The organism is Mycolicibacterium rhodesiae, assembly GCF_002086695.1.
Lineage (GTDB): Bacteria > Actinomycetota > Actinomycetes > Mycobacteriales > Mycobacteriaceae > Mycobacterium > Mycobacterium rhodesiae.
Genome location: NZ_MVIH01000009.1, coordinates 159,287 through 185,099 on the forward strand (window position 1 = coordinate 159,287; position 25,813 = coordinate 185,099).

At 65.7% G+C, this 25,813-nt stretch carries 23 protein-coding genes; 13 read left to right on the top strand and 10 right to left on the bottom strand.

Annotation, left to right across the window (positions count from 1 at the left end):
* Nucleotides 1-106: 106 nt before the first annotated feature.
* Entirely contained in the window at nucleotides 107-772 is a 666-nt protein-coding gene (locus BST42_RS19290; RefSeq protein WP_237159507.1) for a cutinase family protein, read from the top strand.
* An 8-nt stretch (nucleotides 773-780) separates the two neighbouring features.
* Here BST42_RS19290 and BST42_RS19295 read toward each other — a convergent pair whose 3' ends face one another.
* The 4 genes from BST42_RS19295 to ligD all read right to left on the bottom strand — a co-directional run bounded on the left by BST42_RS19295 (nucleotide 781) and on the right by ligD (nucleotide 6,742).
* Nucleotides 781-3,312 (bottom strand): alpha/beta hydrolase family protein, encoded by a 2,532-nt coding sequence (locus BST42_RS19295; protein WP_083120912.1) that lies wholly within the window; start codon nucleotides 3,310-3,312, stop codon nucleotides 781-783.
* A 148-nt stretch (nucleotides 3,313-3,460) separates the two neighbouring features.
* Nucleotides 3,461-5,197 carry a PecA family PE domain-processing aspartic protease gene (locus BST42_RS19300; protein WP_133057484.1) on the bottom strand — a complete coding sequence of 579 codons (1,737 nt, stop codon included), beginning with the start codon at nucleotides 5,195-5,197 and terminating at the stop codon, nucleotides 3,461-3,463.
* A gap of 142 nt (nucleotides 5,198-5,339) precedes the next feature.
* The gene (locus tag BST42_RS29675) at nucleotides 5,340-5,534 is read right to left on the bottom strand and encodes a PASTA domain-containing protein (protein WP_165760879.1); all 195 of its coding nucleotides are present in this window, start codon (nucleotides 5,532-5,534) and stop codon (nucleotides 5,340-5,342) included.
* 158 nt (nucleotides 5,535-5,692) lie between these two features.
* A complete protein-coding gene (gene ligD, locus BST42_RS19315) occupies nucleotides 5,693-6,742 on the bottom strand; it encodes a non-homologous end-joining DNA ligase (protein WP_083120916.1) in 1,050 nt (349 codons plus the stop codon).
* A gap of 37 nt (nucleotides 6,743-6,779) precedes the next feature.
* On the opposite strand from ligD, the gene BST42_RS19320 reads away from it, so the two are divergent.
* The gene (locus BST42_RS19320; protein WP_083120917.1) at nucleotides 6,780-7,844 is read left to right on the top strand and encodes an ATP-dependent DNA ligase; all 1,065 of its coding nucleotides are present in this window, start codon (nucleotides 6,780-6,782) and stop codon (nucleotides 7,842-7,844) included.
* Here BST42_RS19320 and BST42_RS19325 read toward each other — a convergent pair.
* Both BST42_RS19325 and BST42_RS19330 read right to left on the bottom strand, forming a co-directional pair.
* The gene (locus BST42_RS19325; RefSeq protein ID WP_083120918.1) at nucleotides 7,841-8,239 is read right to left on the bottom strand and encodes a DUF302 domain-containing protein; all 399 of its coding nucleotides are present in this window, start codon (nucleotides 8,237-8,239) and stop codon (nucleotides 7,841-7,843) included. The genes BST42_RS19320 and BST42_RS19325 overlap by 4 nt on opposite strands.
* Nucleotides 8,240-8,282: 43 nt before the next feature.
* Nucleotides 8,283-8,552, bottom strand: coding sequence for a metal-sensitive transcriptional regulator (locus BST42_RS19330; protein ID WP_036341925.1), 270 nt, complete (start codon nucleotides 8,550-8,552; stop codon nucleotides 8,283-8,285).
* A 247-nt stretch (nucleotides 8,553-8,799) separates the two neighbouring features.
* Between BST42_RS19330 and BST42_RS30520 the strand changes: the two genes are divergently transcribed.
* Nucleotides 8,800-8,937, top strand: a complete 138-nt coding sequence (locus tag BST42_RS30520; RefSeq protein WP_494337762.1) for a DUF8730 family Cys-rich protein — start codon at nucleotides 8,800-8,802, stop codon at nucleotides 8,935-8,937.
* A gap of 27 nt (nucleotides 8,938-8,964) precedes the next feature.
* On the opposite strand, the gene bfr is transcribed toward BST42_RS30520, so the two are convergent.
* Nucleotides 8,965-9,453: a bacterioferritin gene (gene bfr / locus BST42_RS19335; protein WP_036341926.1), complete on the bottom strand. Its 489-nt coding sequence runs from the start codon at nucleotides 9,451-9,453 to the stop codon at nucleotides 8,965-8,967.
* 419 nt (nucleotides 9,454-9,872) lie between these two features.
* Between bfr and BST42_RS19340 the strand changes: the two genes are divergently transcribed.
* From BST42_RS19340 to BST42_RS19375, 8 genes are all read left to right on the top strand, one after another.
* Nucleotides 9,873-12,449: an ABC transporter ATP-binding protein/permease gene (locus BST42_RS19340; protein WP_083120919.1), complete on the top strand. Its 2,577-nt coding sequence runs from the start codon at nucleotides 9,873-9,875 to the stop codon at nucleotides 12,447-12,449.
* A complete protein-coding gene (locus BST42_RS19345) occupies nucleotides 12,446-14,206 on the top strand; it encodes an ABC transporter ATP-binding protein (protein ID WP_083120920.1) in 1,761 nt (586 codons plus the stop codon). The genes BST42_RS19340 and BST42_RS19345 overlap by 4 nt, the downstream gene beginning before the upstream one ends.
* A 53-nt stretch (nucleotides 14,207-14,259) precedes the next feature.
* Nucleotides 14,260-14,628: a hypothetical protein gene (locus tag BST42_RS19350; protein ID WP_083120921.1), complete on the top strand. Its 369-nt coding sequence runs from the start codon at nucleotides 14,260-14,262 to the stop codon at nucleotides 14,626-14,628.
* Between the two features lie 24 nt (nucleotides 14,629-14,652).
* Nucleotides 14,653-15,537: a tRNA glutamyl-Q(34) synthetase GluQRS gene (gene gluQRS / locus BST42_RS19355; RefSeq protein ID WP_083120922.1), complete on the top strand. Its 885-nt coding sequence runs from the start codon at nucleotides 14,653-14,655 to the stop codon at nucleotides 15,535-15,537.
* 45 nt (nucleotides 15,538-15,582) lie between these two features.
* Nucleotides 15,583-17,052: an ABC transporter permease subunit gene (locus BST42_RS19360; protein WP_110918677.1), complete on the top strand. Its 1,470-nt coding sequence runs from the start codon at nucleotides 15,583-15,585 to the stop codon at nucleotides 17,050-17,052.
* A complete protein-coding gene (locus tag BST42_RS19365) occupies nucleotides 17,049-17,822 on the top strand; it encodes an amino acid ABC transporter ATP-binding protein (RefSeq protein WP_083120924.1) in 774 nt (257 codons plus the stop codon). Before BST42_RS19360 ends, BST42_RS19365 begins: the two co-directional genes overlap by 4 nt.
* A gap of 29 nt (nucleotides 17,823-17,851) precedes the next feature.
* Nucleotides 17,852-19,225: a flavin monoamine oxidase family protein gene (locus tag BST42_RS19370; RefSeq protein ID WP_083120925.1), complete on the top strand. Its 1,374-nt coding sequence runs from the start codon at nucleotides 17,852-17,854 to the stop codon at nucleotides 19,223-19,225.
* Between the two features lie 283 nt (nucleotides 19,226-19,508).
* The gene (locus tag BST42_RS19375) at nucleotides 19,509-21,287 is read left to right on the top strand and encodes an Ig-like domain-containing protein (protein WP_165760880.1); all 1,779 of its coding nucleotides are present in this window, start codon (nucleotides 19,509-19,511) and stop codon (nucleotides 21,285-21,287) included.
* On the opposite strand, the gene BST42_RS19380 is transcribed toward BST42_RS19375, so the two are convergent.
* Together BST42_RS19380 and BST42_RS19385 are read right to left on the bottom strand one after the other, a co-directional pair.
* Nucleotides 21,258-22,187: an SDR family NAD(P)-dependent oxidoreductase gene (locus BST42_RS19380; RefSeq protein WP_083120926.1), complete on the bottom strand. Its 930-nt coding sequence runs from the start codon at nucleotides 22,185-22,187 to the stop codon at nucleotides 21,258-21,260. The genes BST42_RS19375 and BST42_RS19380 overlap by 30 nt on opposite strands.
* A gap of 9 nt (nucleotides 22,188-22,196) precedes the next feature.
* On the bottom strand, nucleotides 22,197-22,961 hold the full coding sequence (locus BST42_RS19385; RefSeq protein WP_083120927.1) for an SDR family oxidoreductase: 765 nt from the start codon (nucleotides 22,959-22,961) through the stop codon (nucleotides 22,197-22,199).
* A 126-nt stretch (nucleotides 22,962-23,087) separates the two neighbouring features.
* On the opposite strand from BST42_RS19385, the gene BST42_RS19390 reads away from it, so the two are divergent.
* Nucleotides 23,088-23,741, top strand: coding sequence for a response regulator (locus BST42_RS19390; RefSeq protein ID WP_083120928.1), 654 nt, complete (start codon nucleotides 23,088-23,090; stop codon nucleotides 23,739-23,741).
* Nucleotides 23,742-23,752: 11 nt separating this feature from the next.
* Here the strand turns inward: BST42_RS19390 and BST42_RS19395 are convergent, their stop codons facing one another.
* On the bottom strand, nucleotides 23,753-24,109 hold the full coding sequence (locus tag BST42_RS19395; protein ID WP_083120929.1) for a response regulator transcription factor: 357 nt from the start codon (nucleotides 24,107-24,109) through the stop codon (nucleotides 23,753-23,755).
* A 132-nt stretch (nucleotides 24,110-24,241) separates the two neighbouring features.
* Here BST42_RS19395 and BST42_RS19400 point away from each other — a divergent pair, with 132 nt between their 5' ends.
* Complete coding sequence (locus tag BST42_RS19400; protein WP_083120930.1) at nucleotides 24,242-25,804, top strand: GAF domain-containing sensor histidine kinase; 1,563 nt, start codon at nucleotides 24,242-24,244, stop codon at nucleotides 25,802-25,804.
* Nucleotides 25,805-25,813: the final 9 nt, after the last annotated feature.

Sequence of the window (25,813 nt, forward strand, 5' to 3'; positions counted from 1 at the left end):
TTAGGGAGGCCCGCACCAGAGGCAGGTCCTGTGTATTTGCTCGTGAGTTCCGGTCGGCTTCGGCGCGCCTAGTTCTGCCGTGGTCAACGGGTGCCACCATGCAGCCGTGCACACACATCGGGGCGAACGAATTTTTGCCGCGGGTGTGATGGCAATCGCGGTGCAGGTGATGCTGCCCACACCGTCGATCGCGCGGGCCGACGCCTGCCCCGACGTGCATGTGGTGTACGCCCGCGGCACCGATACCGTGCCTCCGGTCGACGCGGTCGGACGGGCTCTGGTCAACGCGATGAGCGCGCAGCTTCCCGGCAAATCGCTGTCGGTGTACGGCATCAACTATCCGGCGAATCTGGACCTGAGCGGAGGAACCACCACCGGTGCCACCGACGGCTGGGTCCACGTCCAGAACCTCGTCGCGGCCTGTCCGGCAACCCGTGTCGTGCTGAGCGGGTACTCGCAGGGCGCCGACGTCATCGACCTGCTCACCGCAACCGCCGGTGCGGCGTTCGGCACCCCGACACCCATGCCGGACGCCGTCGCCGGTCACGTCGCCGCGGTCGTGGTGTTCGGCAATCCCTCCCGCAGGATGGGCGGCGGTCCGCTCCCCGCCAGGAGCCCCCTCTACGGCGCCAGGGCCCTCGACGTGTGCCTCATCGGCGACCCCATCTGCTCGAACGGCGCGGACCTGCTGGCGCACAGCAGATACGTCAGTTCCGGCGTGGTCAATCAAGCCGCACGGTTCGCGGTCAGCCGGCTGACGTCAGCCGGCTGACCGGGTCCTCACGGTTCCGGGCTGAACTTGGTCGGGTCGGCTGTCGGCAGCGTCAGGTTGATGTTGGAGATGTTGACGACGCCGAACGCGGTGAACCTCTCGTACGCGGTCGCCGAGCTGGTGATCTGCAGAGTCAGATCGTCGCTCGCATCCGCAGCGGTGTACACCATGTTCTCCATGTTGATGGTTGCGGTGTGTGTGCGCCCATCCAGCGTCACCGCCACCGGCGTCACCAGGTTCCCGACAACCAGACCCGTCTTGTTGTCGACCAGCTGTGCGTAGACGAAGCGGCTGTTACCCAGACCCTGGTAGTCGAAGCTCACCGTGGGCGCGCCCAAGTATGTCGTACCGACCTGGGTCGGCACGGCCACGTTGATCGCGTTGCGCGCTTTGGACGCCAAGCCGAGCGAGTACGGGATCGCCGCCTGCGGCGCGGGCCCGGAGCCACCGATGATCGGGACGATGCCCAGCGTGCCGCCGGACGCTCCGGTCACCGCTTGGTCGGGTGTGCCGAACAGGCCGCTACCCGACGTGGGAAGCAGGTCGGACTTGTACCAATTCCCGTTCTGGTCGGTGAACTGGAAATTGGGGATGTTCGGGGTCCCGCTGGTGTTGCCGTCCTTCACGTAGTAGTCCAGCCAGGCGAACGTCGAGGCCAGGTTGGGGTTGACGTCACCGTCGTTGGTCAGACACACCCCGTGGCCGCCGCAGAACCAGATCATCTTCACCGGCGTGCCATAGGGGTTGGCGATGATCGTCTGCGCGTTGTCGATCGCCTGCTGCAGCGTGAACAACACGTCGACCGTGCCCTGGATCAGCAGCGTCGGCGCCTTCAGCTGGTTGAGCAGCGACGTGGGACCACTGCCTGCCAACAATGCCTGTGCACTGTTGCTCAGCACCCCGAACAGGTCACCGGTGATGATGCCCTGATAGATCAGGTTGTTGATCCGGGCCTTCGACAGGACCAGCGACAGCAGGAGCAGCGATGCGTAGGCCGTCTTGAACGAGCCGTCGGGGTACAGCGAGTTGTTCAGTGAGTTCCACGAAATACCCGGGACGATCGCGTCGATCCGTGGGTCGGTGGCCGCACTGGTGAGCTGGATACCGCCGCCGTAGGAGCCGCCGACCATCCCGACTCGGGGATCGTTCGGGCCGTCCAGGAGCGAATTATCCAGTCCGGCAACATAATTGAGGATCGACGAGACGTCGCGCGCCTCGAAGAAGGGGCTGTCGAGCTGCAGGATGCCGCCGGAGGCGAACTCGCCGCGCGGATCCCACGTGACCACGTTGTAGTTGTCGCGGAGCAGCGAGACACCCGGCGTCAGTCCGCCGATGCCGTACTGCGTGTACGGGTCGGTCTGGCCGGCGGTCGCCAGACCGGGACCGTCGAGAATCGTTGGTGCCGTGTCGGATCCGGTGAGTCCGAGCTTCGGGAACCAGTTGACGCTGATCAGTGTGCCGTCGAAGGACGGCATCTTGTAGGTGTAGGCCACCGGGTCGGTGGCGGGCAGCACGGCCGTCGAGTTGAATGTGGCGACCTGCGAGTACCCGATGATCGGCGCGAGCAGGTCGCCGAGGACGGGAGTCTGGTGCAGGACGACGATCACCTGCCCGGCAAGACCGCCGAGCAGTGGGATGCTTTCCAGGATCTGGTCGAACTGGGTCTTCTGAGCCACCAGAATCTTGAACTGCTCGTTGACTGTTCCGCCGAGCACCGACTGGTCCGGCAGATAGCTGAAGTTGCCGAGCTGGTAGTTGGTATCACCGGTCGCGGAGAACGTGATCTTCCCGCCCTTGTTGGGCCCACTGATCAGTGTGTAGGTCAGTCCGGATGCCCCGGTGGCGTTGGTGGTGCCGTCGATGATGCCGTCATTGATGACCAGTACCGGATTGATCGCGATCGGATTGCTCGCCAGTGCCGAGGCGGACGTGCGGCGCTGCAATGCGGCGAAGGTCAGCGCCAGTGGCGAGTCGACTGCGGGCCTGGGCAGGCCACCGGAGAACGGATCGAGCACGTCGTGCAGTGCGGTGGTCAGCACTCCGGAGATCGCGCTCGGCGACGGCAGCACGGGCAGCTTGGGAGCCAGCGAGGCCACCGGCGTCACCACCGCTGCAGTCGAACTCGCCGACGGGGCGACGACATCGGCGCTGCCGCCGGAACCGGATTCCGATCCCGCGTTGTTTGCCGCTCCGGCAGCCGAACTCGTCGTCTGCGCGGACACCGCTGAGTCGGCACGCACCTGAGCGGGGCCGGCCTTGGAATGCTTGGAGCTGGTCTTGGCGCCGCCCGTACCGACCGCTTGGCCCGACCCGGCAGTGGTCGTCCGCCTGGACGACCCGGTGGACGCCGACGCGCCTTTCGACCCGGTTCCGGAGGAGTTCGCGGCGCCGCTCGCAGAGCTCGAATTCGAGCCTGCCGCCGACGATCCCGTCGACCCGTCCGCCCATGCCACGCCGTAACCCGTGGAGAACACCGCGGCGCCCACTCCGAGCGCCACCGCCAATCCGCCAACCCGTCCGACAAACCTCGAAGCACCCATGACTTTCTACCTCCCGACCAACGACGGCGACAGCGCCTCAGCGGAGGGTATGCCTGCAAACGGACGCGGGTTCGCGAAACGCCCAAACTGTCAGCAACTAATTTGCTATGGCGACAAAACTCGGCGAGTCGCGTTGCGCGCCAAAGAATCAGGCGTAGTCGAAATGCGTCGCGCCCTGGCCGTCGGGGGTCGTGTAATCGAGGTAGACCGGACCGTGCTGATACGGGGCGTAGCCGGTGTTGATGAGCCCGCTCGTGATCACCGTCGGCCGATTCTGCGACGTGACGGTATAGGAGTACAGCAGTACTCCGTCAGGGGTGTACACCGAGATCCTGGTCCCCACCGGCACACTGCCGGCGCCGCCGATCATCGAGGACAGGATCGTCCCGTACACGCCGCCGGAGTCGATGATCGCCCCGACGGTCGTCGGCGAATTGTTGTTGATCTTCACGTTCAGGTAGGCGTCGGGCGCACCGGATACCGGGGTCCGGCTCGGCAACGGGTTGGGTCCGAACACCATCACGCCGGCGATGCCGAGGAACAGGCTCTGGTAGAGGAACACGCCCTGGCTCAGGTCGCCGGGCAGGGCGGTGGTCGGCAGGCCCTGGGGTCCGGGGCCCGCCGCGTTGGCGCCGATTCCGAGTACGCCCGACGCGCCACCCAGTTGGTGGAAGAAGGCCAAAGCGGCTGCGGCGTCCTGGGAGTCGACGATGTTGACGTTCGTCGGCCCGGAGACGATGCCGTTTCCTAAGTTCACCGTCGTCGTGTAAGTCGTCGCCGTGTAGGAGAGGCCGCCGCTGTAGCCACTGGTGACGGTGCCGGTCGGTGCGCCCAGCGGCGCCGCGTCACCCACCGAGGCCATGGTGACCACCAGGCCCGACGAACCGGTGTCGACCAGTACGGGTGTGCTGGGTCCGCCGTTGATCGTGATGTAGACGATGGGCTCGGTGGTGGACCGCATGGTCACCGGAACCAGCGCGTACACCCGGCTGTTGAGCGCGGCCGTGCTGACCGCGTTCTGCACCGGCGTGATGCCGCCGCCCTCGAGCGCGCCAACCAGGGGGAGGAACAATCCGGTGCTGTTGAGTGCCGTGGTGGCCAGCGTCGGCAGCAACAGTGCGCCGAGCAGGCCCACCCCGGCGAGTTCGTGCACGATCGGGACGCCCGATGTCCTGGCATAGAGCGACTGCGCCGGTGTGATCGCCGTCCCCCAGGTGTTCAATGCCAACGCGGCCTGCGACAGCAGCACCTGCGGGACGATCGACACCAACCCGGCGGCGATGTTGCCGCTTCCCCAGGTCTGTTGCTGCAGCTGCGACTGTGCCTGCCCGATCTGCTGCAGAGCCAGATTCACCGCGACGTTGGCGACCACCGGCGGCGTAGACGGCAGCCAGGAGTAGCTACTCGGGGTCGAATTTGCCGCGGCGGGGGTGGTCGTCACCGCGGCCGGGGCCGGTACGCGAGCCGAATGCGCGGTCGACGTGGCGGGCGTGGGCTTCGTTGTCGTTGTCGCGCTCACCGACTCGGTCGACCCGGTGTCGACGGCGGCCGCCGCGGCCGGCGTGTCACTCACCGTGGCGGACGATGCCTTGCGCGAGCTGACGTTTCCGCCCGACGACGTCACGGAACTGTGGCGGGCCGAGTGGGCGGTGGACTTCTTGGGCGCCGTCGAGTCGCTGGTACTCGACGATGTCGAGCCTTCAGAACTGGCGGAAGTGGCCTTACCCGACCCCGAGGCGCCGGTGTCGGCATACGCGACGGCGGTTCCACTGGCCAGGGCGGCGCCGACCCCAAGGGTCACCGCGCCGGCCCCCAGCCAGGCATACGGCCGGCGGCGAGGTCGCCGGGCGCGGTGCGCGCCCTGTCCGCTGCCGCTGTGCCTCATGGTTCCCCCTGTACTCCGGCCGCATCGCCCTACCTGAGAAAGTCCTAAGCGAGTTTGCTGAGTGTCTACCACAACTTGCGGCCTCGACAATAGGCAACCCGCTGGCGAGCACATGTGGATGTCAGAGCCCGCCGAACGTTGGTCAGGCGGCGAACTGCAGGGTGATCACCGCGTCGCCGGCGATGACCTGGCCCGGTGCCGGGTTCTGCACGGCGATCTGATTGCGCGCATAGCGGGTGTTCGGCAGACTCGGGCCTTTGTCCAGCACCCCGGTCCAGCCCACTGTCCGGAGAGCCGGCTCCGCGTCGGACCAGTACATTCCCCGCAGGTCGGGCATGACCAGTGCTTCGCGCGACCGTGCTTGGGTGCTCCGCGTGATTGCCGGGGCGGCGGCTGTGGCAGTCGAATCAGTCGCGACGACAGGTTGACCGGCCGACGAGCATGCTCCGACGACGAACACCGTCGACATCGTAATGATCAGTCCGCGTGGCACTTTCACTTCTTCGGGTTGCCATGTTCATCCCAGTGCGCGGCCACCTTCTTGCTCGGCTGCACGCGCGGCGGTTCGCCAGGCATCTTCGGATAGTTGGGCGGGTAGGGCAGGTCGCCCAGGCCGCGCTCCTCATCGGCGGCCGCCATCTCCAGCAGCGAGTCGATCGAGTGCGCAACCTCGTCCAGGCCCGCCATCGGGTCCCCCCGCTTGGCGAGCAGCGCCGGCACTGTGGCCATGGTGAATTCGTCGGGATCAGCCTCGACCAGTTCGTCCCAGGTCAACGGGGTCGAGACGGTGGCGATGGGCGTCGCGCGCACCGAGTAGGCGCTGGCGAACGTGCGGTCGCGGGCGTTCTGGTTGTAGTCGATGAACACCCGCTGGCCGCGTTCCTCTTTCCACCAGGAGGTGGTCACCAACTCCGGCGCCCGGCGCTCCAGTTCGCGTGCCAACGCGATACCGGCCCGGCGCACCGCGACGAAGTCCCAGTCCGGCCGAATGCGGACGAACACGTGTACACCACGGCCGCCGGAGGTTTTCGGATACCCGACCAGACCGAGCTCGTCGAGCACCGGCTTGAGGATGTCGATGGCGATGGTGCGCGCCTCGGCGAAGCCGGTACCCGGTTGCGGGTCGAGGTCGACCCGCAGTTCGTCGGGATGATCAGTGTCCGGACACCGAACTTGCCACGGGTGCAACGTGATCGTGCCCATTTGCGCGGCCCACACGATCGCCGACGGATGGGTCACCTTCAGCGCGTCGGCCGTGCGCCCGGATGGAAAGGTCACCCGGCAGGTCTGCAAGTAGTCGGGGTGCTTTTCGGGCACCCGCTTCTGGTAGATCTCCTCGCCGTCGATGCCGTCCGGGAAGCGCTGGAGGTGTGTCGGGCGGTCGCGCAGTGCGGTCAGCAACTGTCCGCCTGTTGCCACTGTGCGGTAGTACTCGACGAGCTTGCCCTTGGTGCCGTTCGACCCGAGTTTGGGGAAGTACACCTTGTCCGGGTTGGTGAGCCTGACGGCGACGCCGTCGACGTCGATCTCTTCGGCCTTGGGCACCTTCCAAAGCTACCGCGCACGAGACGAGAATGAACCCATGCAGCTGCCCGTCAATCCCCCGGTGTCGCCGATGCTCGCCAAGTCGGTGCGGGCCATCCCGCCGGACGCCTCCTATGAACCGAAGTGGGATGGGTTTCGCTCGATCTGCTTTCGGGATGGTGATGACGTGGTCCTGGGCAGCCGTAACGAGAAGCCGATGACGCGTTATTTTCCCGAATTGGCCAGCGCCGCCATCGCCGAGTTGCCGCCGCGGTGCGTGATCGACGGTGAGATCGTCATCGCCACCGACGCCGGCCTCGACTTCGACGCTCTGCAGCAGCGGATACACCCCGCGGACTCCCGCGTCCGCATGCTCGCCGAGAAGACGCCGGCCGCGTTCATCGCGTTCGATCTGCTCGCGCTCGGCGACGACGATTTCACCGGGCGCCCGTTCAGCGAGCGTCGCGCTGCCCTGGTGGAGGCGTTGGCCGATCCCGGCCCGTCTTTTCATGTCACGCCGGCCACCACCGACGCGGACACCGCGCAGCGGTGGTTCTCGGAATTCGAGGGAGCCGGGCTGGACGGGGTGATCGCCAAACCTCTAACGATCACCTACCAGCCCGACAAGCGGGTGATGTTCAAGATCAAGCACGAGCGCACCGCGGACTGTGTGGTCGCCGGCTACCGCGTACACAAGTCGAGCAACGAGGCGATCGGCTCGCTGCTGCTCGGGCTCTACAAGGACGACGGCGCCTTGGCGTCGGTCGGTGTGATCGGGGCGTTCCCAATGGCCGAGCGGCGGCGGCTGTTCACCGAATTACAGTCCCTGGTAACCGAATTCGACTCTCACCCGTGGAACTGGGCCGCGCTCGAGGCCGGTGAACGCACACCGCAGAAGAATGCGGGGTCTCGATGGAACGCCGGCAAGGACTTGTCCTTCGTGCCGCTGCGGCCCGAGCGCGTGGTCGAGGTGCGCTACGACCACATGGAAGGTGAACGATTCCGGCACACCGCCCAGTTCAATCGTTGGCGTCCGGACCGCGATCCGCGCTCCTGCACCTACGAGCAGCTGGAGCAGCCCGCAACGTTCAGCCTCGGCGAGATCGTGCCAGGGCTGGGCTAGGCGGTCAGCGCCGCGATCGCGGCGCCGAGCTTGTCGGCCACTTCCTGTGCGACGGGCTGAAGCTGCGGTTCTTCGGTCACGTCCACGAGCAGCTGCGGGTTCATCGCCTCGACAAGCGTGCGGCCCGAATCATCGGGGTCGCTGCGAACGACGACGTTGCACGGAAGCAGCAAGCCTATCTGCCGATCGACCCCGATCGCACGGTGCGCCAACGGTGGGTTGCAGGCACCGAGAATCAGATAGTTCTCCATGTCTTCGTTGAGCTTGTTCTTCATCGTCGCCTTGACATCTATTTCGGTGAGCACACCAAAACCCTGATCTGCCAGAGCTTTACGTGTTCGCGCGACGGCATCGTCGAAGGGCGTGTCGAGACTGGCGGTTAACGCGATGCTCATGATGACTCCTTTGTCGTCGAAAGCTATGCGAGAAGCGAGGAAGCTACGCGAGCGCGAGGAACAGCTTCTCCAGCTCGGCCTCGGTCATGGGCTTGTCCGCCCCGGATGCCTCACCGGTGACGCAATCCCTCAATCCGGTGGCGACGATCTTGAAGCCGGCACGGTCGAGGGCGCGTGATACGGCCGCCAATTGGGTGACCACGTCTTTACAGTCGCGTCCCTGCTCGATCATCGAGATGACACCACCCAGCTGACCTTGTGCCCGGCGCAGCCGGTTGAGCACCGCTTCGATGGCGTCCTGATCGCCGACCATGGTGAATCCCTTCGTTCGTTACTTAGTGTCAGCTTACCCGTGGGGGTATCTAGCGTGCATAACAACCGCGCCCGGCGGGTCCATTCCCCGCTCACACTCCCGCCGGCTTACCCCCATGGGCGTCCCCCGCGATCGGGAATACATACCCCCAGGGGTATGTAGTACAGGCTGACGGATCGTCGCAGGCGGGCTCCGAAAGAGAAAGTCTCGACGAGGTGACCGTAAGTCAACGAAAGGAATTCGGATCATGTGCTACGCAGTCAACTGCCCGGCCTGCGGCAAGACGACGTGGGACGGCTGTGGCCAACACGTCGAAGGCGTGATGCGCGCCATCCCGCCCGAACAGCGCTGTCAGTGCAATGGGCGCACAGAGCCGCGCCGGTGATCGCGGGCTCCGGGGACAGCTGACGGTCTAGTCGAGCGAGCCCGGCGGACGAGACACGCACTGCGCCGAGTAGAGCTCGACACCCAGCTTGTTCATCAACTCGAGTTGCGTCTCGAGGTAGTCGATGTGGTGTTCCTCGTCGGCAACGATGTCCTCGAAGAGGTTGGCCGTGGTCGAGTCCTGCTTCTCGCGGCACAGCACGATGGCCGGCTTCAACCGGTTGACCACTTCGTACTCCAGCGCCAGGTCGCTCTCGAACTGTTCGCGAATCGTCTGGCCGATGTTCAGCGTGCCGATCCGTTGGTAGTTGGGCAGCCCATCGAGGATCAGGATCCGGTCGGTGACGCGCTCGGCGTGGCGCATTTCGTCGAACGACTCGTCGCGGGTGTGCTTGGCCAGCTCGGTGAAGCCCCAGTTGTCCTGCATCTTGGAGTGCAGGAAGTACTGATTGATTGCGGTCAGTTCGCTTGTCAGCTGCTGATTCAGGAGCGTGAGAACCTCGCTGTCGCCTTGCATTTACTTTCTCCTGTCATCGCACTGACGCAACAATTAGCGGGGCTGCCGAATTGTGCTGAATCTACTCAATACCGTATGGGGTGAATCTAGTACAGGACCACCGCGTGCGTGCCGCTTATCAGCGCAAGATCGGTGTTGTCGCGCTTGCACTTTGGCACGTCGCGTGACCGTCGGCAACTTAGATGAGGCTGGGCTGTCCTCGCGACAATACAGTTTGGCCTGCGCCTGGTTTTGACCGCAATAAGCCCCGAACAACGCCTCGCATTTAGTAATTTTCGCGAACGAAATTTTCGGTATTCGACGCGACGACTTGTCCGCCCACGCGCGGGACCGCCCGATGCGCGACAGGTAGGCCTGGCGAGTTAGTTAGCTTAGGTTAAGCTAACTAACTCGATGATTCGCGAGCAGAGGACACCGTGATGGGACGAGGTTTCCAGGGCGCCATGCTGCGCGGATTCGGCGGGCGCGACCACCTCGCCACCGTCGAACAGGTCGAGCACATCGCACCCCACTGCGTCCGGATCACCATGTCCTCGCCGACCTTGTTCGACGACGTCGACGCCGGGCCGACAACCTGGCTGCGGTTCTGGTTCCCCGATCCGGCCGGGGGAACCACCGAGTTCCAGCGCGCCTACACGATCGTCTGGGCCGACGCCGACGCCGGCCGCTTCGCCATCGACGTCGTGCTCCACGAGCCTGCCGGCCCAGCCTGCACGTGGGCTTCGACCGCCGCACCCGGCATGACGATTCCGGCGGTGTCGCTGGGCTCGTCGCCGTTCGTGGTGCCCGAGGAACTCCCGGCGGGCTTCCTGCTCATCGGTGACTCGGCGTCCATCCCGGCGATCAACTCGATCATCGCCGCGTTGCCCCCCGAGGTCGACATCGAGGTGTACCTCGAACGCCATTGCGAGAACGACGAACTCATCCCACTCGCCGAGCACCCGCGTCGCCGCCTACATTGGGTGACGCGAATCGACGACATGTCGCTGGCAGCAGCCATCGAGGACCGGGACTGGTCCAACTGGTCGGCTTGGGCCGGACCAGAGGCCGGTGCGCTCAAACACCTGCGGAAAAGGCTCAAAGACAAGTTCGGATTCCCCAAGACCGAAGTGAAGGCCCAGGCGTACTGGACGCAGGGGCGCGAGATGGGCAGCAGCCGCGACGACGACGCCCCTCCGCCAGCCGCTGAAACCCCCGCAACCACAACGGAGCCGCCGGCGCACTCGACGGCCGCCAAGGGGACGTGGCGTTCCCAAGCGGGCAAAGAGCTTCTCGCACCGGTGAAGTCACAGCTGATCGTCGCCGGCGTGCTACAGGCATTGCTCACCCTGCTGCAGCTCGCTCCGTTCGTGGTCCTGGCCGAGCTGGCGCAGCAGCTGCTCAGCGGCGCCGACCAATCCCGGGTGTGGAACACGGTGACCGTGTTCGTCGTGCTGCTGACCACCGGCACCACGCTGGGAGCGGTTCTGGTGTTGTGGCTGCATGTGGTCGACATGCGGTTCAGCGCTGAGGTGCGGCGCCGACTGCTCGACAAGCTGGCCCGAATGCCGTTGGGCTGGTTCACCGATCGCGGATCGGGCTCGGTGAAGAAGCTCATCCAGGACGACACCCTGTCGCTGCACTATCTGGTGACGCACGCGGTGTGCGACGCGGTCGCGGCGGTAGTCGCGCCGGTCGCGGTGCTGATCTATCTGTTCGCCGTCGACTGGGGCATGGCACTGATCCTGTTCCTGCCGATCCTCGTCTACATCGTCACCACTTGGACCATGGTCTATCAAAGCGGCCCGAAGATCGCCGAGGCATCCCGCTGGGCCGAGCAGATGAACGGCGAGTCGGCGGCATTCCTGGAAGGCCAGCCGGTGATTCGGGTGTTCGGCGGCGCGGCGGCCTCATCGTTCCGCCGCCGACTGGACGGATACATCGCGTTCCTCAACGAATGGCAGCGCCCGTTCATCGGCAAGAAGACTTTCATGGATCTGGTGACCCGACCGAGCACGTTCTTGTGGCTCATCGTCACAGCGGGCACCGCGTTCGTGGCCGCCGGCTGGACGACGCCCACCGCCCTGCTGCCATTCCTGGTGCTGGGCACCACCTTCGGCAGCCGTCTACTGGGCATCGCCTACGGACTCGGCGGCATCCGGGAAGGCACGCAGGCTGCCCGGCGCATCGCGGTCACACTCGACGAACCCGAATTGACCACCCGGCCTGAGGAACTCCCGGGATCCCCCGCGGCGGCCGGCGTGACTTTCGACGCCGTCGGCTTCGGTTATCGCCCGGCGGTGCCGGTGATCCACGACGTGACGCTGACCCTGACGGCGGGAACGGTGACGGCGCTGGTCGGGCCGTCCGGGTCGGGCAAGTCCACCCTGGCGGCACTGCTGGCGCGTTTCCACGACGTCGACACCGGCGCGATCCGGATCGATGGCCGGGACATCCGCACCATGTCCCCCGACGAGTTGTACACCCGGGTCGGCTTCGTGTTCCAGGATGTTCAGCTGGTCGCAGGCACCGTGCGGGACAACATCGCGCTCGCCCGGCCGCAGGCCGCTCTCGCCGAGATCGAACGCGCAGCGCGCACCGCGCAGATCCACGACCGAATCGTGCAATTGCCCGGCGGGTACGACACCGTCATCGGGGCGAACACCCCGCTGTCGGGCGGTGAAAAGCAACGCCTCACGATCGCCCGTGCGCTGCTGGCCGACACCCCGATCCTGATCCTCGACGAGGCCACAGCCTTCGCCGATCCCGAATCCGAGTATCTGGTGCAGCAGGCGTTGAGCTCGTTGATCGCCAACCGCACGGTCCTGGTGATCGCCCACCGCCTGCACACCATCACCGGTGCCGATCAGATCGTGGTGCTCGACGGTGGCCGCATAGCCGAGGCCGGCACCCATCCGCAGCTGCTCGCCGCCGACGGCCGCTACCGACGCCTGTGGGAGGGGCGCACGTACAGTTCCGTGCCCGCTGGTGCGCTGACCGGCGAGGTCGCGCGATGATCCGTATCCTGATCCGGCTGATTCCCGCCCAGAATCGCGGACAGATCACCAGTTACGTTGCGCTGACGCTCATTTCGGTGATTCTGCGGGCGGCCAGCGCACTGCTGCTGGTGCCGCTGCTCGCCGCGCTGTTCGGTCCACACGCGTCGGACGCATGGCCGTGGGTCGGGGCACTCACCGCCGTCACGGTCGGCGGGTGGGTGGTCGACATGGTGTTGGCCCGCATCGGTTTCAGTCTCGGCTTCACGCTGGCGGACACCACCCAGCACTCGATGGCCGACCGGCTCACCACCGTTCCGCTGCGGTGGTTCACCGCCGACAACACCGCGGTGGCACGTCAGGCCATCGCTGCCAGCGCGCCGGAGCTGGTCGGCTTCGTCGTAAACCTGCTGAGCCCCTTCGTCGGTGCGCTGCTGTTGCCCGCCGCGATCACCGCCGGCCTGTTCTTCGTCTCCTGGCAGGTCGGCCTGGCTGCGGCGATCGCGTTGCCGTTCCTCCTCGGGGCCCTGGTCGCCAGCCAGCGGCTGGTCCGCGCCGCCGACGCCGCCGACGCGAGCGCCCACAGTGCTCTCACCGAACGCCTCGTGGAATTCGCCCGCACCCAGCAGGCGTTGCGGGCCAGTCGCCGCGTCACCGCGGTCCGAAGCAAGACCGGGGAAGCTCTCACGGCGGTCCGCGGCGCAACCGCGCGGCTGCTGCTATTCCAGATCCCCGGTCAGCTGTTGTTCAGCGTGGCCAGCCAGATCGCGCTCATCCTGCTGGCGGCCACCATCACGACACTGACACTGCGTGGCGAGCTCGGTGCGGCCGAGGCGGTGGCACTGGCGATCGTGATGGTGCGCTTCCTGGAACCGTTCACGGTGCTGGCCGACTTGTCGGGCGCGGTGGAGTCGTCGCGCGGCCTGCTGGGCCGGCTCGACACCGTCACCACAGCACCGCTGGCTGCACAGCCCGGGCGCGGTGCGCTGCCGCCGAGTGAATCATCGCCGCCCAGAATCGAATTCCGGTCTGTGGGCTTCGGCTACCAGGGAACCGAGGTGCTCAAGGACCTGTCGTTCACCCTCGAGCCGGGAACCACCACCGCGATCGTCGGGCCGTCGGGTTCCGGCAAGAGCACCATCCTGTCCCTCATCGCGGGACTGCACACCCCCGAGCGCGGTCAGATTGTCGTCGGCGGCGCCAACAGCGCCGAGATGGATCCCGGCGCACGGCGCGCCTTGGTCAGTGTGGTGTTCCAGCATCCCTACCTGTTCGACGGAACGATCGCGGACAACATCCGCGTCGGGCATCCCGAGGCCGGCGATGAGGCACTGCACCAGGCGATGAGCTTGGCTCGCGTCGACGACATCGTCGAGCGCCTTCCCAATGGCGCACAATCCCGAGTCGGCGAGGCTGGTACCGCCCTCTCCGGAGGTGAACGCCAACGGGTCAGCATCGCAAGAGCATTGCTCAAGCCGGCAGGCGTTCTGCTGATCGACGAAGCGACCAGCGCGCTCGACACCGAGAACGAAGCGGCGATCACCCAGGCGATCCATGACGATCCGCAGCCGCGGACCCGGGTGATCATCGCGCACCGTCTCGACGCCATCCGGCACGCCGACCAGGTGTTGTTCGTCGACGCAGGCACGGTCGTCGAGCAGGGCAGCATCGACGAACTCACCGCTCACGGTGGGCGCTTCGCCGAGTTCTGGCGTCAACAGGAATCCAGCGCCGGATGGCGGATTGCCGCGGATCCGGTCGGCCAGCAACTCGGTTGAATTTCTGAGGGCCGTGCCGTTTACCGACGGCCGGTCGCGGGCACGCCACCGCTATGTCAGTGACAGCGTTCAAGGACCTTCCGCTGACCGACCGCGACCGCAAGTGGGATGGCGACGCGGCCGAGAAGCGAGTCCGAAAATGGGCCGATGCCGAAGACCAACCGAACGAGAAGTATCGCGACGCACACGTCTGGTACGACGGCGACAACAAAGACAACTTCACCGCCTACAAACTGCTGATCGCCGACGTCATCGACGGCAAGCTGACAGCGGTGCCGCGCGGGATCATGGCGGCCGGCGCGATCATGCAAGGCTCGCGTGGCGGTGTTGACCTGCCCGACAAGGACATCGAGCGGGTCAAGAGCCATCTCGCCAAGTACTACGCCAAGATGGACGAAACCGCGCCGTGGGAACGGGACTGAGCTTTCCTGAGCTAGATTGCGGGCGTGACTCGCCCCGCGCCGGGCGCAGGCCGGTTCGCCCCCAGCCCGTCCGCCGACCTGCACATCGGCAACCTTCGCACCGCGGTGCTGGCATGGCTGTTCGCCCGCTCGACCGGCCGGAGCTTCCTGATGCGCGTCGAAGACCTCGACGACCGCACACACGACGACGTCGCGCAACGCCAGCTCGCTGATCTGGCCGCCATCGGCGTCACGTGGGACGGTGAACCGCAATGGCAATCCCGGCAGCGGGAACGCTACGACACGGCGATCGCCGGGTTGGCGGAGCGCGACCTGGTGTACGAATGCTATTGCAGCAGAAAAGATATCCTCAGCGCGCCGCGCGCTCCGCACGCCCCGGAAGGGGCATACCCGGGTACCTGCCGTGACCTGAATGCCGCCGAGCGGGCCGCCAAACGCGAAACGGGACGACCGCCGGCGCTGCGGCTGCGGGCCGATGCCGGCGAGTACACCGTCACCGACGTCATCCACGGCCGCTACACCGGGGTGGTGGACGACTTCGTGCTGCGTCGTGGTGACGGGGTGCCGGCCTACAACCTTGCCGTCGTCGTCGATGACGCGCGCTCCGGCATCGACCAGGTGGTCCGCGGCGACGACCTGCTGGCGTCCGCCCCTCGCCAGGCCTACCTGGCCCGGCTCCTCGGCTATGGGCAGCCGGTATACGGTCACGTTCCCCTGGTCCTCAACGCCGAAGGCAAGCGGCTGGCCAAGCGCGACGGCGCGGTCACGCTGGCCGAACTCGGAGTGTCCAGAACGTTCGCCTTGATCACCGAATCGCTGGGCTGGCCGTCGTCGGATATGACTGACCTGCTGCGCCAATTCGACCCGGCCAGGTTGCCCCGCGAGCCGTGGGTGTATCAACCGGTTTGATCGCAACCCTTGGCGGGCATGTCCCACAGCATTACTGTCCGCCGAATGCGTCATTTCCCCCGCGCAGCCCTGCTGGCCATCGCACTGGTCGCCGCAGTGCTCCTCGGCGGCTGCGCCAAGTCCGATAGCGGCGGGCCGCCGTCCTCCGGTGTGCTGCGGGTCGGCACCGAGGGCACCTATGCGCCGTTCAGCTTCCAGGACCCCGCGACCGGACAACTCGCCGGCTACGACGTCGATGTCGCCAACGCGGTCGGCCAGAAGCTCGGCAAGAAGGTCGAATTCGTCCAGACGCCATGGGATTCCATCTTCGCCGCCCTGGAAGCCAACCGATTCGACGTGGTGGCCAACGAAGTGACCATCACCCCGGAACGCCAGAGTAAATACGACTTGTCCGAACCGTATTCGGTCGGTGAAGGCGTGATCATCACCCGGGCGAACGACAATTCGATCACCTCGCTCAAAGATCTCAAGGGCAAGACCGCCGGCGCCAGCATCACCAGCAATTGGGCCCAGGTCTCCCGGGACGCCGGGGCGACAGTGGCGCCGGTCGAAGGGTTCACGCAGGCGATCACGCTGCTCAATCAGGGCAGGGTGGATGCCGTCGTCAACGACAGCATCGCTTTTCACGCCTATCAGGCCGAGACCGACAACCAGTCGGTGAAGATCAGCGCCACCATCGGCGACAAGAGCGAACAGGGTTTCGCGGCCCGCAAGAACAGCGGCCTGCTGCCGGAGCTGAACCGGGCCATCGACGAACTGAAGGCCGACGGCACGTTGGCCGCGATCTCGCAGAAGTACCTGAAGGCGAACGCCACCGGAGCGCCGCCCTCCGCGGGAGCCGAGGCCGCACACCGCTCGGTGTGGCAGCTGATCGGTGAGAACCTGTGGCCGTTGGCCAAAGCCGCGATTACGGTGACCATTCCGCTGACCGTCATCAGCTTCGTCATCGGTCTGGTGATCGCGCTCGTGGTGGCGCTGGGCCGACTGTCCAGAAACGTGGTGGTGTCCAACCTCGCGCGGTTCTACATCTCGGTCATCCGCGGCACCCCACTGCTGGTGCAGTTGTTCATCATCTTCTACGCACTGCCGCAGATCGGCATCAAACTCGACCCGTTCCTGGCGGCGGTGATCGCCTTCAGTCTCAACGTCGGCGGCTACGCCGCCGAGATCATCCGCTCGGCGATACAAAGCATCCCGAAAGGCCAGTGGGAAGCCGCCGAAACCATCGGCTACCACTACGCCGGTGCGCTGCGGCGGATCATCCTCCCGCAGGCGGCCCGGGTCGCGGTCCCACCGCTGTCCAACACCCTGATCTCACTGGTCAAAGACACCTCACTGGCCTCGACCATCCTGGTGACCGAACTTCTGCGCACCGCACAGGTGGCGGCGGCGCCGACGTTCGAGTTCTTCGCGCTGTACGGCACCGCCGCGGCGTATTACTGGATCATCTGCCTGGTGCTCTCGTTCGGCCAGAGCCGCCTCGAGCACCGGCTGGAAAGGTACGTGGCGCGATGACCGACAGCACGGGCGAAACCGAATACCGTGTCGTCGCCGACGGCGTCGAGAAGGCGTTCGGTGACAACCGAGTACTCAAGGGCGTGTCGTTCACGGTCCAGCGCGGAACCGCGACCGCGATCATCGGGCCGTCCGGGTCGGGCAAGACCACGTTGTTGCGCACGTTGAACGCCTTGGACCGGGCCGATGCCGGCGTGATCCGGGTCGATGATGTCGAGATCGACTTCGCCACGCCGACAACCAAATCCGAGGTGCGCAGGTTCCAGTCACGAAGCGGCTTCGTGTTTCAGGGGCACAACCTGTTTCCACATAAGACGGTGCTGCAGAACATCATCGAAGGACCGGTGATAGTGCAGAAGCGCCCCAAAGAGGAAGCGATCGCCGACGCGGTCACTCTTCTCGATCAGGTCGGGCTGGCCGACAAACGGGATCAATACCCGTACCAATTGTCCGGCGGGCAGCAGCAGCGGGTCGGTATCGCCAGGGCACTGGCGCTCAAGCCCAAGCTGGTGCTGTTCGACGAGCCGACGTCGGCACTGGATCCCGAGCTGGTCGGTGAGGTGCTCTCGGTGATCAAGGAGCTGGCCGTCGAGGGCTGGACGATGGTGATCGTCACCCACGAAATCCAATTCGCCAGACAGGTTTCCAATCAGGTCTTGTTCACCGATGGTGGCGTCATTCTCGAACAGGGCCCGCCCGACGAGGTGCTCGGCAACCCGAAGGAAGCCCGGACCCGCCAGTTCCTGGAGCGGGTCCTCAATCCCCTGTAGCCGGACCGGCACTGTGCCACAGTGTCCAGATGCCTAAGCAGACGCAGGTCGACGCGGACGTCGTCATCGTCGGGGCCGGACTTTCCGGAATGATCGCCGCCCGCGCTGTGCTGGCGGCCGGACTGACGCCGGTGGTGCTAGAGGCCGACGAGCGCGTCGGCGGGCGCATCCTCACTGAAGACGTCATACCGGGCCTACCCGTCGAGCTCGGCGCCCAGTGGATCGGCGACACCCACGAACGGATGTTCCTGCTGGCCGCCGAGCTCGGCGTCGAGACCTACCCACAGTTCGAGGACGGCGAGACTTCCTACGACCTCGTCGGGTCGGGAGTGTTGCGCGAGAGCGAATTCCACGCTCGGTTCGGCGACGAGCTCGCCGAGCTGGAGCGAGTGCTGCGCCGGCTGGACGAGCTTGCATCGGAGGTGCCCGTCGACGCACCGTGGTCGGCACCCCAAGCGACTGAATGGGATTCCATCACCGCGGGCGCGTGGTACGACGCCCAGGGACTCTCGCCGGTAGCCCGCACCTTGGTGGAGATCTGTACGGTCGGGATTCTTGCGGTGCCGACCGCGGAGGTGTCGTTCCTGCACCTGCTGTTCACCATCCAGACCTGCGGAGTGACCTCCGAGCTGTTCGCCGAATCCGAAGGAGGCGCCCAGACCACCCGGTTCGTCGGCGGCACAGCCGAGATCCCGCGCCGACTGGCCGCGCTGATCGCCGATCACATCATGCTCAGGGTCCCGGTACAGCTGATCGAGCACTCCGCCGACAGTGTGAGCGTGCACTGCCGCGGCGGACTGGTCGCCCGTGGGCGCCGTGTGATCGTCGCCATCTCACCGACTCTCACGGGCCGGATCATGTACGACCCCCCGCTTCCCGGGGCGCGCGATCAGCTCACCCAGCGTCTGCCCAATGGGTCCGCCATGAAGGCGTTCTTCGTCTACGACGAACCGTTCTGGCGCACTGACGGTTTCAACGGGCAGCTGATCTCCGATGTCGGTCCGGCCCGGATGTCCAACGACACCTGCATCCCCGGTGACGATCACGGCGTGATCCTGATGTTCCTCGAAGGCGAACAGGCCCGCACCTTCGGCCGCCTACCCGAAGACGAGCGCCGCGCGGCGCTCACCGCTGAGCTGGTGCGTCATTACGGCGGCAAGGCCGCCCATCCGGAGTTCTACGTCGACGGCGAATGGTCGGACCGGCAGTGGACCCGCGGCTGCTACAACGCCAACCATGGCCCCCATGTCTGGACGGCCTACGGTTCAGCCCTGTCGGCACCGATCGGCGTGATCCATTGGGCGTCCACCGATACCGCGACGTATTGGAGCGCCTACATGGAGGGCGCCGTCGACGCCGGTGAGCGGGCCGCCCGGGAAGTTGTTGCCGCGTTGCTCGGCTGAGCCAAGATCTGGGTTACGCTCCGCAACGGATCGTAATCACAACGTCGTGCCGCGGGGGTACTGGATGAGCCGAATAGTCGATGGGTCCGGCGGACGCGGTTATGGCAGATTCGTAGGCAGAGTCGGTGCGCTGGCGCTATTTCTCGGCGTCGGTGCCGCGCTCGCGCCCGCTGTTGCGTCCGCTGACTCCCCCAGCGCCGGACACGCGTCCTCGGCAGCGGACTCCGCAGCGCCGGGCTCGCGCGTCGCCAAAGGCGCAACGGCATCCCGGTTTCCTGCTCCGGTGCGCAAATCGTCGCACGCGACCAGCGACACCCGCGTCACCTCGGCACAGTCGCAGCGCCCGACCAAGCGGGTCGCGGCCCGGAGGGTACGAGCGGATGACGGCCCGGCTCGCCTCCCAGCCCCCGATGCGGCGCTGGCGGGCGCAGCACAGTGGATTCGCCGCCACGTCGACGCCGCGTTCTTCAACACGGCGCCCACCATTTCGTTCGACCCGGCACAGAACGGCACTTCGCAATACGGGATGGTTACCGGCAACCTCAACGGCGCCGATCGTGAAGGAGACAGGATCTCGTACCTGCTGACGTCCGCTCCCGCCCACGGGAGCGTGGTCATCAGACCTGACGGGACGTTCTCCTATGTGCCCACAGACGAATTCGCCGCCACCGGCGGCACCGACACCTTCATGGTCCGGGCCGACGACCATTCCGGGAATCCGCCGCACATCAACTTGGCCGGGCTGCTGCACGCCGACCCGGCCGATGGTCAGACGCAGATCAGCGTCACGGTGGCCGCCGGTTCCACCGCGCCGCCCGAACAACTCCAGATGGAGGTCCTGGCAGCCCAGATCGCCAATTCGCCTCGACTGCAATGGACCAAGAACGTTCTGCGGCCCTGGTGGTTCGCCATGGCGGCGCTGAAATACCTGCCTGCCGGTGGACTCGACCGCGGCAATATCTCCCGGCTGAACCAAGCTCTCGACGAGTTCACCTTCGGCGTCGCCATGCGGATGGTCAACACCGACCCGTCCCGCCCTCAGGTCTTGACCTACGAGATACCGCCCCACGCCTGGGGTCCGTCGGTCGTTCCGGGCGGTCGCTGGGCATACGACAACCCCGACTCGATCTATCGGACCATTCCCGTCAACGCCAAGTACTCGTACGTGATCACCGGGAAGTTCGTCGGCGATCCGCCCGCCGATCTCAACTTCTCGGTATACACCGACCCAAACGTGACGAACTCGGTGGACAACATCGGACTGCATGATCTCGTGGTCAATCCGGACGGCACGTTCACGATCACGGTGAACACCGCACCCGACGACGGCACTCCCAACCATCTGCACATGACCCACGCTGCCCAGCAGGTGTTCATTCGCGACACGTTGGGGCAGTGGACCGACTCGCCCGTCGAGCTGTCCGTGATTCGCGTGGACGGACTTCCCGCAGGCACACCGAAGACCTACGCCCAAATGGTGGACAGCGCAGTCTCATTGGCGTTGACCTCAGGGGTTGCCCTATATGGTCTGATGCTGTTGCCGTTCATCCAGCCGGTCAACTCACTGGGTAAACCCACCCACACCTTCGGAACGCTGTCCACGCAACGGCAGAGCTCGACCCTGTTCCGCCTCGACGACGACCAGGCCATGGTCGTCACGGTGACACTCGGCGACGCCGGTTACTTCACCACGCCGATCACCGACGCGTGGACGATCACGCCGGACTACTGGAACCACCAAACCAGCCTGAACTCAGCGCAAGCGGTGCAGAACCCCGATGGCTCCTACACCTTGGTGATCTCCAGAACCGATCCCGGAGTGGCCAACTGGGTCGATACGGGTGGTCTTTCCCAAGGCAGCCTGTTCGTCCGCTGGCAGCTGCCGAACGCGAATCCCGACGCCGGCTCGCCGACTGTCACGTCCCGGGTGGTGCGGCTTGAAGACCTGCCCTCGATGCTTCCGCCCGACACCGTGTATGTGACCTCCCAGCAGCGGTCGCAACAGTTGGCCGAGCGGCAACAGGCCTACGACTCACGCTTCGACCGGTTCCTGACGATCTAGTTGTACTGACCTGACGTGCAGCAGCTCGCTCAACCCGGTGCGGTGCAACATCTCGGCCCGGAGGCGGTCTGTCACGGCGAACCCGACGTCGGCTCCGTCGCCGGAAGGGTCGATGTGCACGCGGAACGGCCGCGAGCCGAACGGCGCGGAAACCACCTCGACCACCGCGTCGGCCACTGCGCCTGCGTCGGCGTCCGGGGGAACGATCGCGTTGAAGGCTTCCTGGACCCGTGCCGTGAACCCCTGATAGGGACCCGACTCGTAAGCGGCCGCGACCTCTTTGTGTTCTGGTGATCCGGCATGCGCGAAGTGGTTGGTTCCGCTGGTGAAGGCTCCCGGCACGATGATGGATGTCTCGATACCCCACAGTGTCAGCTCACGGGCGTACGTGACCGCCAGAGCATCCATCGCGGCCTTGGCCGCGAAGTAGGGCCCTAAGTAAGGGGGCGTGCCGCCAGCGGCGCTGCTGCTCGACATCCACAGCACGAGGCCTCGTCCCTGGGTCCGCATCTGCGGTAGCACCCGCTGGTTGACCCGTTGCGTCCCGAGGACGTTGATGTCATAGAGGTCGGCGAGCTGTTGGGCGCTGAACGCCTCACTCGGCCCGTACACCATGTGTCCGGCGTTGTGCAGGACGACATCGATGCGACCACATTCGTCGAGGATTCGGTCGACACCGAGATCGACGGAGTCTTGTGATTGCACGTCGAGTTCCACCGACCGCAGGTCTGCGCCTGTCGTGCCGGCGAAATCAGCCATGGCGGCGACGTTCGCGGCATTGTGACCGGTGGTGTCCCGCATCGAGCCGTAGACCGTATGGCCCGCCTTCGCCAGCGCCTCCGCACACATGCGACCGAATCCGCTGGAAGCGCCGGTGACCAGAATGACGTTGTTTTCCATCACGATCCGTCACTTTCCGTTCGGGTCGGCAGCGTTGAGAGTGGCCACCACATCGTCGTAATCGCCACGGGCCTCGCCGTAACGGAGGAACTTGACCCGCTCCACCAATATCTCGTGAGCGTCGGGTTGCGTCTGAAGCAGATCGACCACCTCGCTGACGAATTCGTCGAGCGGCATGGCGAATTCACTCTCCTCCTGCCCCGGCAGCAGCGAGGTGCGCACCGCAGGCGGAACCAACTCGACGACCTTGACGGTGGTGTCGGCCAGCTGCAGCCGCAGCGTTTCACTGAGCATGTGGATGGCAGCCTTGGCGGCGTTGTAGCTCGGAGTTATCTGCAGCGGTGCGAACGCCAGGCCGGAGGAAACTGTGACGATCGTCGAATCCGGCTGCTGCTGAAGGTGTTCGATGAACGCGGCGATCAGCCGGATCGGCCCAAGCACGTTGGTGGTGACAACGGCTTCGGCAGAGTCGAGGAAGGTCGCGGGCCGATGCCAGTCCTCGACGTTCATGATCCCGGCCATGGTGATCACGACATTGAGTGCGGGATAGTCGGCGAGTACGTGCTGTGCTGCCTGGGTGATGCTTTCCGGATCGGCGGTGTCGATGCGCACGGCGCCCAGATCCGGATGCTCGGCGGTGATCGCCTCCAGACGATCGGCACGCCGACCGCCGACGATGACGGTATTGCCCTTGGCTTTCAAGGCGAGCGCGAGCGCGAGGCCGATGCCGCTGGTGGAGCCGGGGATGAAGATGGTGTTGCCCGTGATTTGCATTATCCGATGTCCTTCGTTGAACGAAAACCATGCCTGCAGTTACCTTTGCGGACGCGGCATGGCAATGTCGTCAACGTTGACCGCCATGTCCACTACCGGCTAGCGGTAATACCGGCAGGAGGATTGATGCCAGGCGCACGCGTGGTGATCGCCGATGACGATGTACTGCTGCGGGAAGGGCTGGCCAGTCTGCTCATCCGCTCAGGCCTGGACGTCGTTGGTCAGGCAGGTAACGGCACGGAGTTGCTGGACTTGGTGCGCAGGGAGGGCCCGGACCTGGCGATCATCGACATCCGAATGCCACCTACTCACAGCACCGAAGGCCTCGACACCGCTCGCCTCATCCGCGAGGAGGTGCCCGATACCGCAATTCTGGTCCTGTCCGCCCACGTCGACGTCGACCATGCCCTCGAACTCCTCTCCGGCGGCCACGCGATCGGTTACCTACTGAAGAGCCGGGTGACCGATGTCAACGACTTCCTCGAAACGCTCACCCGGATCGTCAACGGCGCATCGGTGATCGACCCGGCGTTGGTGACCGAACTGGTCACGGCCCGCAGGCGCAATGACCCGCTGGACGCGTTGAGCAGTCGCGAACGCGAAGTGCTGGCACTGATGGCCGAGGGTCTGTCCAACGGCGGGATCGCGCGGCGGATCTTTGTCACCGAGGGCACAGTGGAAAAGCACGTTCGGAGCATCCTGACCAAGCTTGATCTGCCAGAGACCAACGACGATCATCGCCGGGTGCGTGCGGTGATCGTCTACCTCGAATCTCTCTGAGCGACCGTAGATTAGGCGCTGCCGGCGAGGTTTCGCACCGCCTGGGTGGAGAACGCGAACTTCGGCAAGAACCCCGACACCGGGCTGACCGCGATCAGGTCGGTGAAGTCTGATTCGGCGTGGGTCGAGATCAGGATCATGCCGGACGCGGGCGCGCCGACCTCGTGCAGGGCCTGGACTACGTCGAACCCGCTTTCCGCGCCCAAGTCGACATCGACGAGCGTGACGTCGGGCTGCAGTTCCTGATAGCAGCGCAACGCATCGGCGGTGTTGGACGCCGTGCCGACGACGGAGATGCCGCCCCGCTGCAGAATAGTGCTGGCGGTCGTGCGGAATTGCGCGCTGTCATCGACGATCAAGCAACGCATCACGGACACCTCCGAAGCCGAACATGTTTCGAGGATGACAGACCAGTATGGACGTCGGCATTGCTGCTAGCGGTAAAGGACTGCTTCGCAGGTACCCAATTCGCGGGTGCCCTCTACCATCGATTCGACACCATGACACCGTCCGCAACTGAGCCCCGCGCAGGCGCACCCGTGCGCGACCGGCTGCTGGCACTGCTATTGCGGCCGACTCCTCCCCCGACGCGGTGGGGAGTGCTCACCGCCATCGCGTTCATCGCCGCCGAGACGCTGATCGTGCACGTCCTCAAGCAGGTCGCCCCTGACGACGCATTCGGGGCGATCTTCCTGCTCGGGGTGCTGGTGGTCTCAGCAGGATGGGGCTTCCGCCTGGCACTGGCAACGTCGGTGGCCAGCGCCATGGCCTACGTGTGGTTTCACGTCAACGAGGGCAGCGGCAGCCTGGTGCCCGCGGTGGTGGTGTTCCTGACGCTGGCGCTGCTGACCAATCTCCTGGTCGGTCAGGCCAGGCTTCGCGCGGCCGAGGCCATGCAACGCCGGATCGAAGCAGATGTGGCGGCTGAGCTGGCCAGCGTATTGGCCGGACAGCAGGCCGCTTTGCGGCGGGTTGCGACGCTGGTGGCACGCGGGGCGGTCCTGGAGGAGTTGTATCCGGTGGCCGTCGCCGAATTGGCGCGTGGATTGGGTGTTCAACATGTCAATCTGCTCAGGTTCGCCGGCGATGGATGCATCCCCGTCGCCACGTACGACGTGAACCCTGCCCGCATGTTGGCAGTCGGCGAGTTCGTCGCGTTGGAGGGCGACTCGGTGGCCGGCACCGTCCGACGCACAGCCCAGCCGTCGCGCATCGATGACTACCGCAACGCTCATGGTTCGACCGCGTCCCGCCTGCGAGACCTCGGGTTGCGTTGCGGGGTCGGGGCCCCGATCATCGTGGACGGCGTGGTGTGGGGCGCGATGGTCGTCGACTGCGACACCGAACAGCCACTGCCCGGACGTACCGAGGACCGGGTCGCGGACTTCGCGGACCTGGTTGCCACCGCGGTCGCCAACGCCGAGACCCGCGCCGAACTGCAGGCATCGCGAGCCCGCATCGTCACCGCCGCCGATCAGGCACGCCGCAGGTTCGAACGAGACCTGCACGACGGCGCGCAGCAGCGCATCGTGTCGCTGGGACTGGAGCTGCGTGCCCTGGAAGCGTCCGCACCCGATGAGCCAGCCGAGTTGCGCGAACAGCTCGGTGCCATCATCGACGGACTGGGCCACCTCCACACCGATCTCCAGGAGTTGTCCCGCGGAATCCATCCGGCGATCCTCTCGAGGGGCGGACTCGGTCCAGCGATCAAGACTCTGGCCCGGCGATCCCCGGTCCCTGTCACCTTGGACGTCGAGGTCGACCGCAGGCTGGGAGAGTCGGTGGAAGTGGCCGCCTACTACGTGGTTGCGGAGGCGCTGACCAATGCCGCCAAGTATGCGCAGGCCGCCGAGGTCACTGTGTGGGCACGAGTCACCGACGCCGACTTGGCGTTGCGCATCGCCGACGACGGTATCGGAGGTGCCGGTGCGGGCGGCGGATCCGGATTGATCGGACTGAAGGACCGCGTCGAAGCGCTGTCCGGACATCTCGGTCTAGTCAGCGAAAGCGGAGCCGGTACGACGATCAGTGTGACGATCCCGCTGACCGCACCTGGGGGCTAGCCCTACCTC

Bases quoted from the DNA above. Each gene is read 5' to 3' on its own strand.
- BST42_RS19400 (WP_083120930.1), top strand. From the start codon at position 24,242: ATGACACCGTCCGCAACTGAGCCCCGCGCAGGCGCACCCGTGCGCGAC.
- BST42_RS29675 (WP_165760879.1), bottom strand. From the start codon at position 5,534: ATGCCCGACCTGCGGGGAATGTACTGGTCCGACGCGGAGCCGGCTCTC.
- BST42_RS19295 (WP_083120912.1), bottom strand. From the start codon at position 3,312: ATGGGTGCTTCGAGGTTTGTCGGACGGGTTGGCGGATTGGCGGTGGCG.
- BST42_RS19320 (WP_083120917.1), top strand. From the start codon at position 6,780: ATGCAGCTGCCCGTCAATCCCCCGGTGTCGCCGATGCTCGCCAAGTCG.
- BST42_RS19330 (WP_036341925.1), bottom strand. From the start codon at position 8,552: ATGGTCGGCGATCAGGACGCCATCGAAGCGGTGCTCAACCGGCTGCGC.
- BST42_RS19340 (WP_083120919.1), top strand. From the start codon at position 9,873: ATGGGACGAGGTTTCCAGGGCGCCATGCTGCGCGGATTCGGCGGGCGC.
- bfr (WP_036341926.1), bottom strand. From the start codon at position 9,453: ATGCAAGGCGACAGCGAGGTTCTCACGCTCCTGAATCAGCAGCTGACA.
- BST42_RS19385 (WP_083120927.1), bottom strand. From the start codon at position 22,961: ATGCAAATCACGGGCAACACCATCTTCATCCCCGGCTCCACCAGCGGC.
- BST42_RS19380 (WP_083120926.1), bottom strand. From the start codon at position 22,187: ATGGAAAACAACGTCATTCTGGTCACCGGCGCTTCCAGCGGATTCGGT.
- BST42_RS19390 (WP_083120928.1), top strand. From the start codon at position 23,088: ATGCCAGGCGCACGCGTGGTGATCGCCGATGACGATGTACTGCTGCGG.
- BST42_RS19300 (WP_133057484.1), bottom strand. From the start codon at position 5,197: ATGAGGCACAGCGGCAGCGGACAGGGCGCGCACCGCGCCCGGCGACCT.
- BST42_RS19350 (WP_083120921.1), top strand. From the start codon at position 14,260: ATGTCAGTGACAGCGTTCAAGGACCTTCCGCTGACCGACCGCGACCGC.
- BST42_RS19360 (WP_110918677.1), top strand. From the start codon at position 15,583: ATGCGTCATTTCCCCCGCGCAGCCCTGCTGGCCATCGCACTGGTCGCC.
- BST42_RS19395 (WP_083120929.1), bottom strand. From the start codon at position 24,109: ATGCGTTGCTTGATCGTCGATGACAGCGCGCAATTCCGCACGACCGCC.
- BST42_RS19365 (WP_083120924.1), top strand. From the start codon at position 17,049: ATGACCGACAGCACGGGCGAAACCGAATACCGTGTCGTCGCCGACGGC.
- BST42_RS30520 (WP_494337762.1), top strand. From the start codon at position 8,800: ATGTGCTACGCAGTCAACTGCCCGGCCTGCGGCAAGACGACGTGGGAC.
- BST42_RS19345 (WP_083120920.1), top strand. From the start codon at position 12,446: ATGATCCGTATCCTGATCCGGCTGATTCCCGCCCAGAATCGCGGACAG.
- BST42_RS19325 (WP_083120918.1), bottom strand. From the start codon at position 8,239: ATGAGCATCGCGTTAACCGCCAGTCTCGACACGCCCTTCGACGATGCC.
- BST42_RS19370 (WP_083120925.1), top strand. From the start codon at position 17,852: ATGCCTAAGCAGACGCAGGTCGACGCGGACGTCGTCATCGTCGGGGCC.